The organism is Serratia sp. 14-2641, from assembly GCF_001692375.1.
Classification (GTDB): domain Bacteria; phylum Pseudomonadota; class Gammaproteobacteria; order Enterobacterales; family Enterobacteriaceae; genus Chania; species Chania fonticola_C.
The window spans coordinates 56886-69159 of sequence record NZ_LXKR01000001.1 but is presented as its reverse complement, the minus strand read 5'-3'; the positions used below and the strand labels follow the sequence as shown (position 1 = coordinate 69159).

Sequence of the window (12274 nt, the reverse complement as noted above, 5' to 3'; positions counted from 1 at the left end):
ACGGGTAGCGCCCCTTTTTTATTGGCTGATTACAGGTGTATCCCCAGTGTCTGGCGTAGATGGGCACCGGCTCCCAGCAGCCCCGGTTGGGAATGGGTGATCATAAAGACTGGAATTTCACGTACATAGTCTTTAAAGCGGCCCTTGTCTTCAAAGGCGGCGCGGAACCCGGAGGCCTTGAAGAACTCCATAAAGCGCGGCACGATGCCCCCGGCAATATACACCCCGCCAAACGTCCCCAGGTTCAACGCCAGGTTGCCGCCAAACCGCCCCATAATCACGCAAAACAGTGACAGAGCACGGCGACAATCGGTACAGTTGTCCGCCAGCGCACGCTCGGTGATGTCTTTTGGCTCCAGCTTCTCGGGTAGCCGCTTGTCTGCCTTAACGATGGCACGGTACAGATTCACCAGCCCAGGGCCAGACAGCACACGCTCCGCAGAGACGTGCCCTACTTCGCCACGCAGTACCTCGAGGATGATGTCCTCTTCTTCGCTGTTCGGTGCAAAATCTACGTGGCCGCCCTCACCCGGCAGGCTCACCCAGCGGCGGTTAACATGCACCAGATGCGCTACCCCCAGGCCAGTACCCGCACCGTAAACGGCAATCGGTTTATCTTTTTGCGCTTTGCCACCGCCAAACTGCAACACGTCATCTTCGGACAGCATCGGGATAGCCATCGAAACCGCGGTAAAATCGTTAATTACTTCCAGGTGCTTTAAGCCCAGGCTCTCTTTCATCGCTTTGATGGAGAAGGCCCAGGTGTGATTGGTCATGGCGACCCAATCCTCCGTTACCGGGCAGGCGATGGCAATACAGGCGTCCTGAACCTCCAGTTGCAGCTCGGCCAGGTATTGGCGGATCACCGCTTCCAGGCTATCGAACTCCAGACCAGAATAGGTTTTCGCCTGGGCGATCTCGCCTGTCTCGACAGTGCACAGCGCCAGGCGGGCATTGGTGCCGCCAACATCACCTACGAGGGCATAGGTCATCGGTGTTTCTCCCTAAAATGAATAATACGAAATTGGGTACACTGTAAAATCACGCCGCCCAAACAACAATCGGCATTCTGCGGCCCGCTGCGCAATAGCGATCTCGATCACAAAAATCGTTTCAGCCAGCACAGTTTTCACCGATTTATACCGGCGGTTACAGATTGGCGCAAAAAACGTGAGATGAATGCGATGGCGTGCGGCTACCATTAGCGAAATCGCTCCGTTGGAGCTATATACTATGCAAAACATTTCTCTGGGGCCTGGCGATTCTGCTGGCTTTACTCTCTGTTTTCCCTGCCAATCAGGGACGTAACAACAAGGGATCCCGCATGCTGCATCCGCGTGCCAATGCTATGTTGGCCTTCGCCCTGCCCGCGATCGTTATCGGTTCTGCCTCCAGCCTGATCCTCATCTTGCTGATGGAAAGTGCCAGCGTGCTACAGAATTTGCTGTGGGCTCGCCTCCCGGAGCTGCTCAATATCGATAGCCATTCCCCCTGGTGGACCATCGGTATTCTCACGCTGACCGGTATAGCCATTGGGTTGATCATACGTTTCGTACCGGGCCATGCCGGGCCAGATCCGGCTACCGAATCACTGATCGGCATGCCTTTGCCGCTATCCGCCGTGCCGGGGTTGGCGTTAGCTTTGATGATCGGCCTAGCAGGCGGCGTCAGTTTGGGGCCGGAAAACCCGATCACCGCCATCAATATTGCCCTGGTGGTCGCACTCGGGGCCAGACTATTACCCAAAGTGCCCAAGATGGACTGGATCATCCTCGCCGCCGCGGGCACGATTGGCGCGATGTTTGGTACACCGGTTGCCGCCGCCCTGATTTTCTCGCAAACGCTGGGGGGGAATAGCGAAGTCCCTCTGTGGGATCGGCTGTTTGCCCCGCTGATGGCCGCTGCCGCAGGGGCCGTCACTACCCAGATGTTCTTTACCCCGAACTTTGCCCTACAGCTTGATGCTTACGATGTGACCCGGCTACGCGATATCTTCAGCGGATCGGTGGTCGCGCTGATTGCTATTGCCCTGGGGATGGTGGCGATCTGGTGCTTCCCACGCATGCACCACATGTTCCATTCGCTGAAAAATCCGGTATTGATGCTCGGGCTAGGTGGTCTGTTGCTGGGGATCCTTGGGGTGATTGGCGGAGATGTCACCCTGTTCAAAGGGTTGGATGAGATGAAACTGTTGGTGGTCGACGGCAGTTTCACCACCAGCCAATTGTTGGTGATCACCCTGACCAAGCTGGCCGCCCTGGTGGTAGCTGCCGCCAGTGGCTTCCGCGGCGGGCGTATTTTCCCGGCGGTATTTATCGGTGTCGCACTGGGGTTGATGTTGCATCAACATGTCCCGGCGGTTCCGGCAGCAATCACCGTCTCCTGTGCCATTATGGGGTTGGTGCTGGTGGTGACTCGCGACGGCTGGCTGAGCCTGTTTATGGCCGTGGCGGTAGTGCCAGAGCTGCACCTGTTACCGATACTCTGTATTGTGATGTTGCCCGCGTGGCTGGTGCTGGCGGGCAAACCTTTGATGCTGGTAGTAAAAAACCAGCCTCCGCATAAAGACTAGGCCAGAGCATACTCAGCAGCGGCGTGCGCATGAATGGCCGTAGTGTCGAACACCGGCACCGCGGCATCTTGTGCGCCAACCAACAGGCCGATCTCGGTGCAGCCAAAGATGATCCCCTCGGCGCCCTGCTGTTCCAGCTTGGCAATAATCCGGCGATATTCATCGCGTGAGGTATCAACGATCTTGCCCAGGCACAGCTCTTCATAAATGATGCGGTGTACGATATCGCGATCGGCAGCATCCGGCGTGACCACTTCGATAGCAAATTTATCCTGCAAACGCCCACGGTAAAAATCCTGCTCCATGGTAAAGCGCGTACCGAGTAAGCCGATACGGTGAATATTTTGCTGCCGTACCTGCAATGCCGTGGCATCGGCAATATGGATCAGTGGCAGACCGCTGGCCTGTTCCACCGCATCCGCCACCTTATGCATAGTGTTGGTACAGATCACGATGGCTTCGGCACCGGCAGCACGCAGCGAAGCGGCGGCCCCTGCGAGCAAACGACCAGCGCCTTCCCAATCACCTTGGTGTTGCAGGCGTTCCACCTCATGAAAATCCACGCTGTAGAGCACGATTTTGGCTGAATGCAGGCCACCAAGCCGCTGTTTCACCTGCTCGTTGATCATTCGGTAATAGGGGATGGTGGATTCCCAACTCATCCCGCCCAATAATCCCAACACTTTCATTCGGTTCTCCTTGGTTTTGACTCACTATCAACCAGACATTACCCGAGAACGACCTGACTGACGAAGCAATTATTTGCTGCGCGAACTGCTAACCCGAGCCTGACGCGGCTCGAACCAACGCTGGCGCAGGGTATCGTAGAGCCAGTTGTACGCCATGGTATAGGGCAGGAAGAACAGGAAGAAACCAATCTCCAACACAAAGGCCTGCCACAACGAAATATTGAGCATAAACGCGGCTATCGGCAGACCAATCAGCACAAACCCGGCTTCAAAGCCAAAGGCGTGGCCAATACGCACTTTCAGCGTTCTGACCACTCGACTCACCGGCCACAGCCGATCAAAGATCGAGTTATAAACGATGTTCCACAGCATGGCGACGGTAGATAACATGATCGCCAGCGCCCCTACCTGCGCCATCGAGCGGTTAAGCAGCCATGAACCCAAAGGGGCACAGATCATCACGGCGATAGCTTCGAACCCCACGGCGTGAACGATACGTTCAACCAACGACTTGTTTTGCAACTGCATACTTCACCTGCTTTATGAACATTATTGAAAAAGTCAGGTGATTATCATCGTTTTTTTGCGTAGATTAAAAATAGGTTCCATCGATAAAGTAGATACATCATGCGCTATTCCCCAGAAGCCCTACTGGCCTTTGTTGAGGCCGCCGCGTTAGGCTCGTTTTCTGCTGCCGCACGTAGGCTGCGCAAAAGCCAATCCACCATCAGCACCGCCATTGCCAATCTGGAGGCAGATCTTGGGCTAACGCTATTCGATCGCCAGGCCCGCCAACCAGTATTGACAGAGGCCGGCCGCAAGGTGCTGGGCCACGTGCAGGAAATTCTCGCGGCCAGCGAACGGCTCGATGCGCTGAGCATCCGCTTGGGGGACAATATCGAACCACGGCTGACCATCGTTTTTTCCGATACCTATCAACCCAATCATCACGATAACCTGCTGAAACATTTCGAGCGGCGTTATCAGGATATTGAGCTGGAGTGTATGATCGCCGAAGGGGAGGATGTGCTGGATCTGCTACAGACTGGCCGCGCTCACCTGGGAATGCTGGCGGTTCAACCCACCTATCCCCCCGAGATTGCCGTCTCCAGACTGCCAGAACAGACTGAAATGGGGCTATTTGTCGCTCATGACCATCCGCTGACCCGTCTCCCGGCCCTGACGCAGGCCCACCTTGCCAGCAGCCGCCAACTTTACCTGAACACCTATACCAGCAACAACGCGACTAAACCGCGCGGGCGAACCTGGTCGGCGCCCAGTTATCTGATGCTGTTGGAGATGGCGGAACAAGGGGCAGGTTGGGCGATATTGCCGCACTGGCTGGTCAAACAGTACGGGCAGCAACGTCTGACAGAGCTGAAAATGCGTGGCTGGCCGCAAACTATCTCGGTCGACGCCGTATGGTCCAAGCTTACCCCGCCGGGGCCGGCGGGGCTGTGGTTATTGGATCGCCTGCTGGAAAATGCCAACGATCAAGCCGCCGCATTACGCGATTGAATGGCCCGTGACACGCTATCGAGCAGTTCGGGAAAATCCATTTTCGGCAGCACCACCTCGATAAACGCCAGTTGCTCGCAACCACCGACCTCTCCAAGCGCCGCACGCAACTGCTCAGGCTCGGTGACGCGCAGGCACTTCATCTGATGATCGAGCGATAAAGCCTGCGGTAACCACGTCCAGTTCCATTGCGCGATATCGTTATAGCGCTGTTCCGGCCCATGGATGGCTCGCTCGATAGTGTAACCGTCATTATTCAGCAGCAAGATCACCGGCTTTTGCCCATCGCGCAACATACTCCCCAACTCCTGCACGGTAAGCTGAGCGGCCCCATCGCCAATCAGCAACACCACCCGACGATGAGGCTCGGCAGTCTGCGCGCCAAACGCCGCCGGTAAGGTATAGCCGATCGACCCCCATAAGGACTGTACGATAAACCGGCAACCCTGCGGCAGCGTCAACGACGCCGCGCCAAAACAGGCGGTGCCCTGCTCCGCAATCAGGATATCTCCCGGCAGCAAGAAGTCTTGGATCTGCTGCCAGAAACCATGTTGATCCAGACCGCTGGCACTGGAACCTGGCAACGCTGGCCGTTTGATCGACGGCAACGTCCATTGGCTGGCTAACGATAACGTCAGTTGGTGTAAGGCCTTCACAGCGTCCCGCATCGGGACCTGGCTGAATACCTGCTGCCCAACCCTTGCCTCGAACGGCTGAATATCTATGCATTTATCCACGGGCAGGTTATGACTAAAACCGGCGGTGATGGCGTCGGTGAAACGCAACCCGACGTTAATCACCACATCGGCCCCCTCAATCTGCTGCTTGACTTGCGGATCGCTCGCGGCTGCGGCATAGGTTCCGGTGAAGCAGGCATGGGTTTCATCCAACACGCTTTTGCCTAACAGCAATGTGGAATGGGGAATATTGACCTCATTCATCCATTGTTCCAGCACCGGTTCGGCACCAAAGCGTTCTGCCAGGAAATCGGCCAGCAGAGAAACCTTCTGCGCTGCCTGCAGTTTTTCTCGTGCGGCGGCGATAAATGCCTGTAAGGAAACGTCGGACAGATTGGGCTGGCGTAACACTAAAGGTGCCGGGCGCGAAGCCAACGGAGCTTCAGCAACGTCACTTGGCAACAGCAGGTACACCGGGCGGCGCTCATAAAGTGCGGTGGTCAACAGGCGATCGATTTCCGCTTCCGCATTGCTGGCCGTCAGGCTGGCCTGGGCGATGGTGACCTCTTTCGCCATGCGGGCAAAATGACCGAAATCTCCATCCCCCAACGAATGGTGCAACAAATCCCCGGCACGCTGGGCTCGCAAAGCCGGGGCGCCAACAATGTGGATCACCGGCAGGTATTCGGCATAGCTACCGGCAATGCCGTTTATCGCACTTAATTCACCCACGCCAAAGGTGGTCAGCAGTGCCGCAGCTGGCTTGCAGCGGGCATAACCATCGGCAGCATAGGCGGCATTTAGCTCGTTGGCGCAGCCGACCCAGGTTATCTGCTGATGATCAATAACGTGATCGAGAAACTGCAGGTTGTAATCTCCCGGTACGCCGAAAAAGTGGCGAATGCCAATCTGGGCTAACCGATCGAGAAGGTAATCTGCCACCGTATAGCTCTTGCTCATGATCATCACCTAGGTAACGGGAGAATGGTTAGTATTAAGTATTAAAGATGCTGCCGAATTTTCGAACTTTATCGGCAAGAAGCACTGGAAACCTCACTTTACATCTGCGCACTAATGGCATGCAGTTGAGATCATCCATAAGCAATTTGAATAAATGGCGGACAATTAGCGTGATCTGGCACTCTGACAACCCAGATGTAAGCGCATACACTGAATATCATTTCCCGCCGTCGATGAGGATTTTATGGTTTATCAAGCTGAGCCTGCCCGCTACCAGAATATGGAATATCGCCGCTGTGGCCGCAGCGGGCTGCAACTGCCAGCCGTTTCACTCGGTATGTGGCACAACTTTGGTGATAGCTCGCTGTATGACAATGCGCGCAGTCTGGTACATCGTGCCTTCGATCTTGGCATTACCCACTTCGATCTGGCCAATAACTACGGGCCACCGCCGGGTTCTGCCGAGGAGAATTTCGGCCGCATTTTGCATCAGGATCTCCAGCCTTATCGCGATGAGCTGATTATCTCTTCCAAGGCGGGCTACACCATGTGGCCTGGCCCCTATGGTGACTGGGGATCAAAGAAATACCTGGTCGCCAGCCTGAACCAGAGCCTGCAACGCATGCGGCTCGACTATGTGGATATCTTCTACCATCACCGCCCTGACCCAGATACGCCGCTGGAAGAAACCATGGCGGCGCTGGATTTGATAGTCCGCCAGGGGAAAGCGCTGTATGTCGGGTTATCGAATTACCCGGCCGAACGGGCGCGGCAGGCATTTGCCATACTGCAACAGCTTGGTACTCCTTGCGTGATCCACCAGCCGAAGTACTCGATGTTTGAACGCTGGGTCGAACCCGAGTTGCTGGATACGCTGGAAGAGCATGGCGTGGGGTCTATCGCCTTCTCACCACTGGCCGGAGGCATGCTGACCGATCGCTATCTGCAAGGCATTCCGCCTGATTCCCGCGCAGCCAGCGGCAGCCGCTCGCTCACTCCCGAGCAGATTACCGAAGCGAAACTGCAAAAGGTTCGCCAACTGAACGCGCTGGCAGAACAGCGTGGCCAAAAGCTTTCGCAGATGGCGCTGGCCTGGGTATTGCGTAACGATCGGGTCACTTCCGTTTTGATCGGTGCTAGCAAAGTCAGCCAGATTGAAGATGCGGTCGGTATGCTGGCCAACCGTAAGTTCAGCGCAGAAGAGATCGCCAAGATTGAGCAGATCCTGATGTAATCGCTTACAAACCGCCGGTAGGTTATCGGCGGTTTTTTCACCTTTCCTCTCAGATAACTCCCAATCCCCGGTATTCCCCATGGCTTTCAGAATTTCCCCAAAGGCGCGGTCGCTCCACGGCGATAGCATCCCTCGGATAAATACCTCATGGATTTTACGCATCGCGTTAAAGAACGAGGGATAACAACCGTTTTGCATGGCCAAAACCTATACCGATGAACGTGCTTCATTATCGGTACCCGGCCAAGGGAGCTTAAATGTTCAAACCTCTGTTTACCGCTGCCATTCTGGTGGCGCTTTTCATGCCCACCGCCCATGCTAGCAGCATCAATATTGATTTGCTGCCGGGGGTCTCACTGCAGATTGGTGACCAGGACAAACGGGGCAATTACTGGGACGGTTACGACTGGCGTGATCGCGATTGGTGGCATGGTCATCAGGGGCGTGATTTAGGGGAGCGCAACCGCCGGGGCTACTATTGGGATGGCTATCGCTGGCGTGACCGCGATTACTGGCACAAAAATTATTACTATCATGATGGCCGCTACCGCAAGGCCGATAAATACTATTACAAAAAGTATAAAAAACAGCATCATAAGAACAAGCATCATCACAAAAACCATCATCACGATCATGATGATTGACCCATCACCCCACCCCCTCCCTAGGAGAGGGAGCCGATCGGCATCAGGTACAGAAGTCAGTCTGTAGCACGTTCATCCCCTCGCCATGAGTGAGGGTTAGGGTTAGGGCGAGAGGAACTACCCTAAATCAGGTTGCTGAGCAGCAAATAACCGTTGAGCCCAACCACAACCAACACAATCAGCTTACCGAGATTCTGAATCAGACGACCGTTGACCATATCCCCCATCAGTTCACGGTTGCCGGTAAACGCCAGCAGCGGCACCAACGCCAGGGCGATACCAAAGCTCAGCAGTACCTGGCTCAAAACCAGAATACGCGTCGCATCCATCCCCATCATGATGACAATAAACGATGGCATCATGGTGACCACCCGCCGCACCCAGATAGGAATATAGAAACGGACAAAGCCCTGCATCACCACCTGCCCCGCCAAGGTCCCTACCACCGTAGAAGAGAGACCTGCGGCAACCAGGCTCAGGCCAAAAATGGTGGCCGCCGCATTGCCGAGCAGCGGCTGCAACGTCAGGTAGGCTTGGTCAAGATCGGTAATGCCGCTGTGGCCGTTGAAATGGAATGCGGCAGCGGCGGTGGCCATCATCGCCAGGTTAACAAAACCGGCAATGGTCATGGCGATCGCCACGTCCAGCTTGGTGGCTGAATAACGTTCTGCTTTAGAGTCTTTACCGGCGGTCTGCGTCAGAGAAGAGTGCAAATAAATCACATGCGGCATGATGGTTGCCCCTAACACCCCTGCAGCAAGAAACACCGCGTCACCATTCGGCAAATCAGGGATCGCCATCCCTCTAAGCAACCCACTCAGCTGCGGCTGAGAAAATACCAGTTCCACGATATAGGCCATTGCCACAAACAGCAGCAGGCCGCCTATCACCAGCTCCAGTGGCTTTTGCCCGCGTTTTTGCAGCATCAGGATCAGGAAGGTGGCAATGCCGGTGAGGACAGCCCCCTGCAACAGCGTTACCCCCAGCAGCAGTTTGAAACCGATCGCGGCACCGATAAACTCAGCCAAGTCAGTGGCCATCGCGATAATCTCCGCCTGCACCCAATAGGCCCAGACGGCCGGGCGCGGGAAGCGATCGCGGATATGTTCGGCAAGGTTTTTACCGGTAGCGATGCCGAGTTTGGCAGACAGCAGTTGGATCAGCATCGCCATGACGTTGGCCCATACCACCACCCACAGCAGCGTGTAGCCAAAAGAAGCGCCAGCTTGAATATTAGTGGCAAAATTACCGGGGTCGATATAGCCGATGGCGGCGATAAAGGCAGGCCCCATCAGAGAAAGTTTGATCTTTCTGGACGGGCGGCTGGAGGAATTGTTAACCGCGCGACTGTTCAGCATAGCGAAAACCCTTACTAATTTAGCTCACCTTCATCTTTACCCAAGTGATAATGATTATCAAGTGCATTTGCAGCGATAATGGTTATCTCTGCGATAGCCAAAAACGAAGGTTTTATCGAACAGATCGCATGAAATCCTAGCGTTTCCATCTACTCTAGATCACAGGGTTCAGAGCAGATCACGCTTGATAATAAAAGTAGCACAAAAATGCCACGTACACGCATCTTTATTAACATCTTGATCTTTGGTGCTTTGCCGTCATAGATTAGGACTATCTCCACTATGATTTTCCATATTTGCTATGAATGTCTCGTTTTTAAACTTGGCGTTACATAAAATGACAACCGAAATTCAGCCTGCCTCAAATTTGGAGCAAACATGTCCCATATTGCGCACTTTGCGTTAGCGTTGGTGGTGGTTGCGATCCTGGCCCTGTTAGTGTGCCGCGATCGTAAAAACATCCGCATCCGCTATGTTATTCAGTTGTTGGTTATTGAAGTGTTACTGGCCTATTTCTTCCTGAACTCGGAAGCAGGTTTAGGCTTTGTAAAAGGCTTTGCAGCAATGTTCGACAAGTTGCTCGGGTTTGCGGGGCAAGGGACTGATTTTGTGTTCGGCGGGATGGGTGATAAAGGTCTGGCCTTCTTCTTCCTGAAGGTGCTGTGCCCAATCGTGTTCATCTCTGCCCTGATCGGTATTCTGCAATACATCAAAGTGCTGCCGTTTATCATCCGCATCATCGGGACCGTGCTGTCTAAAGTGAACGGTATGGGCAAACTGGAATCCTTCAACGCCGTAAGTTCGTTGATTCTGGGCCAATCTGAGAACTTCATTGCTTATAAAGATGTGCTGGGCAAGATGTCAGAAAAACGTATGTACACCATGGCTGCTACCGCGATGTCGACAGTTTCCATGTCCATCGTTGGTGCGTACATGACCATGCTGGATGCCAAGTATGTAGTGGCGGCGCTGGTACTGAACATGTTCAGCACCTTTATCGTCCTCTCACTGGTCAACCCTTATGACACCAGTAAAGAAGAAGAGCTGCACCTCGGCAATCTGCACGAAGGCCAAAGCTTCTTTGAAATGCTGGGTGAATACATTCTGGCAGGCTTCAAGGTGGCGATTATCGTTGCCGCGATGCTGATTGGCTTTATCGCCCTGATTGCCGCGCTTAACGGCCTGTTCAGCGCCATCTTCGGCCTGAGCTTCCAGGAAATCCTGGGCTATTTCTTCTATCCATTTGCCTGGGTCCTTGGCGTGCCTAAGCACGAAGCGTTGCAGGTTGGCAGCATCATGGCCACCAAGCTGGTTTCCAACGAATTCGTCGCCATGATGGAACTGCAGAAAATCGGTGCTGAGCTGTCCCCACGCAGCATGGGTATTCTGTCCGTGTTCCTGGTGTCCTTCGCCAACTTCTCTTCTATCGGTATCGTAGCCGGTGCGATTAAAGGGTTGAACGAACATCAAGGCAACGTGGTTTCACGCTTCGGCCTGAAGCTGGTTTACGGCTCAACTCTGGTTAGCCTGCTGTCAGCGGCCATCACAGGCCTGGTTCTGGGCTAACAGCTTTAGAATCGACAAGTTCTAGTCTTAAGACGCCCGATGAAGTTTATCGGGCGTTTTTTATTGGAAGACTCTCCGCCTTGACGCGTGTGGCTCATATAAAAATACTGGAATTTCATTGATATATGCTGTGTAATGGGTTTTGCCCGATTGCTGTTGATGATCCTGATAACTTCCTGAGATAAAAATGGATACATTGCATAAACCTACCGAGCGCGTCTTGCTGATACTGGAAACTCTGGCGAACGAAGAGGGAATGACTCTCTCCGCGTTAGCGACTAAAACCGGTATTTCCAAAGGGACGATATTCCCAATCCTAAAATCTCTCCTATCGCGCAAGTATATCAATCATAACGGAAAAACCGGGTTATATACGCTGGGTGTTTCCTGCGCAGTCTTGGCCAGTGCCACCTTCGAAAAGGAGTATTGGCTCAGGATGATCAACGCAGAAATGCGCAACGTAGTGATTGAATGCAATGAAGTTTGTCAGATGGGGGTGCTGGATGGAGCCCATGTGCTTTACATCGATAAAATTCAGGGTGAGCAGACCGTTCAACTGGTCTCTAAAATAGGTACCAGGCTGCCAGCCATTTTTTCCGCGCTAGGGAAGGCAATGCTATCCCAATGCACGGATGAAGAGATTATGGCGCTTTATCCGAATGGATTTTCCCCTGTAACTTCACGCAGCGTACAGAGCTCGCAGAAATTACGTGAGCAACTCAATGAAGTCGCTGCCAAAGGCTATGCTATGGACGACAGAGAAATTAACGAAGATACGGTGTGTTTTGCCGTACCGCTGTTGCAAAAAGGGCGAATATTGGCGGCTATCAGCGTCTCGCTACCTTACTTTAGAGCCACTCAGGAAAAGAATGAGCAGGTTTTAGCGTCCCTACTCTTGGCACGGAAAAAAATAGAAAATACCTTGGACAAATTACCTGAGATAAGCAACTTCTGAGTTATCCCGAGCGATCTCCTCATCAAAAGCGTCATGAAACTTGTGATGCTGCACACAATATAAGCATTTAAACATCCATAAAATCGCCATACCTTCGCTTA

The 12274-nt window shown here is 53.7% G+C and carries 11 protein-coding genes; 6 read left to right on the top strand and 5 right to left on the bottom strand.

Features of this window, described 5'->3' with window-relative positions; genetic code table 11:
- Window positions 1-29: 29 nt before the first annotated feature.
- Window positions 30-992 carry a glucokinase gene (gene glk, locus A6U95_RS00330; RefSeq protein WP_065683020.1) on the bottom strand — a complete coding sequence of 321 codons (963 nt, stop codon included), beginning with the start codon at window positions 990-992 and terminating at the stop codon, window positions 30-32.
- A gap of 332 nt (window positions 993-1324) precedes the next feature.
- Between glk and A6U95_RS00320 the strand changes: the two genes are divergently transcribed.
- Window positions 1325-2572 (top strand): ion channel protein, encoded by a 1248-nt coding sequence (locus A6U95_RS00320; protein ID WP_065683019.1) that lies wholly within the window; start codon window positions 1325-1327, stop codon window positions 2570-2572.
- On the opposite strand, the gene A6U95_RS00315 is transcribed toward A6U95_RS00320, so the two are convergent.
- Window positions 2569-3261 (bottom strand): aspartate/glutamate racemase family protein, encoded by a 693-nt coding sequence (locus tag A6U95_RS00315; RefSeq protein WP_065683018.1) that lies wholly within the window; start codon window positions 3259-3261, stop codon window positions 2569-2571. The two genes, A6U95_RS00320 and A6U95_RS00315, sit on opposite strands and share 4 nt — an antisense overlap.
- 69 nt (window positions 3262-3330) lie before the next feature.
- Window positions 3331-3789: a multidrug/biocide efflux PACE transporter gene (locus tag A6U95_RS00310; protein WP_065683017.1), complete on the bottom strand. Its 459-nt coding sequence runs from the start codon at window positions 3787-3789 to the stop codon at window positions 3331-3333.
- Between the two features lie 99 nt (window positions 3790-3888).
- On the opposite strand from A6U95_RS00310, the gene A6U95_RS00305 reads away from it, so the two are divergent.
- Window positions 3889-4779 (top strand): LysR family transcriptional regulator, encoded by an 891-nt coding sequence (locus A6U95_RS00305; RefSeq protein ID WP_024531247.1) that lies wholly within the window; start codon window positions 3889-3891, stop codon window positions 4777-4779.
- Here the strand turns inward: A6U95_RS00305 and A6U95_RS00300 are convergent.
- Window positions 4755-6416 carry a thiamine pyrophosphate-binding protein gene (locus A6U95_RS00300; RefSeq protein ID WP_065683016.1) on the bottom strand — a complete coding sequence of 554 codons (1662 nt, stop codon included), beginning with the start codon at window positions 6414-6416 and terminating at the stop codon, window positions 4755-4757. The genes A6U95_RS00305 and A6U95_RS00300 overlap by 25 nt on opposite strands.
- Window positions 6417-6660: 244 nt before the next feature.
- Between A6U95_RS00300 and mgrA the strand changes: the two genes are divergently transcribed.
- The gene (mgrA, locus tag A6U95_RS00295) at window positions 6661-7650 is read left to right on the top strand and encodes an L-glyceraldehyde 3-phosphate reductase (RefSeq protein ID WP_065683015.1); all 990 of its coding nucleotides are present in this window, start codon (window positions 6661-6663) and stop codon (window positions 7648-7650) included.
- Window positions 7651-7907: 257 nt separating this feature from the next.
- Window positions 7908-8294: a DUF2502 domain-containing protein gene (locus A6U95_RS00290; protein WP_065683014.1), complete on the top strand. Its 387-nt coding sequence runs from the start codon at window positions 7908-7910 to the stop codon at window positions 8292-8294.
- A gap of 122 nt (window positions 8295-8416) precedes the next feature.
- On the opposite strand, the gene A6U95_RS00285 is transcribed toward A6U95_RS00290, so the two are convergent.
- Window positions 8417-9652 carry an Nramp family divalent metal transporter gene (locus tag A6U95_RS00285; RefSeq protein WP_065683013.1) on the bottom strand — a complete coding sequence of 412 codons (1236 nt, stop codon included), beginning with the start codon at window positions 9650-9652 and terminating at the stop codon, window positions 8417-8419.
- Window positions 9653-10030: 378 nt separating this feature from the next.
- Here A6U95_RS00285 and A6U95_RS00280 point away from each other — a divergent pair, with 378 nt between their 5' ends.
- Together A6U95_RS00280 and A6U95_RS00275 are read left to right on the top strand one after the other, a co-directional pair.
- Window positions 10031-11218: a NupC/NupG family nucleoside CNT transporter gene (locus A6U95_RS00280; RefSeq protein ID WP_021178662.1), complete on the top strand. Its 1188-nt coding sequence runs from the start codon at window positions 10031-10033 to the stop codon at window positions 11216-11218.
- 187 nt (window positions 11219-11405) lie between these two features.
- Entirely contained in the window at window positions 11406-12173 is a 768-nt protein-coding gene (locus A6U95_RS00275) for an IclR family transcriptional regulator (protein WP_065683012.1), read from the top strand.
- Window positions 12174-12274: the final 101 nt, after the last annotated feature.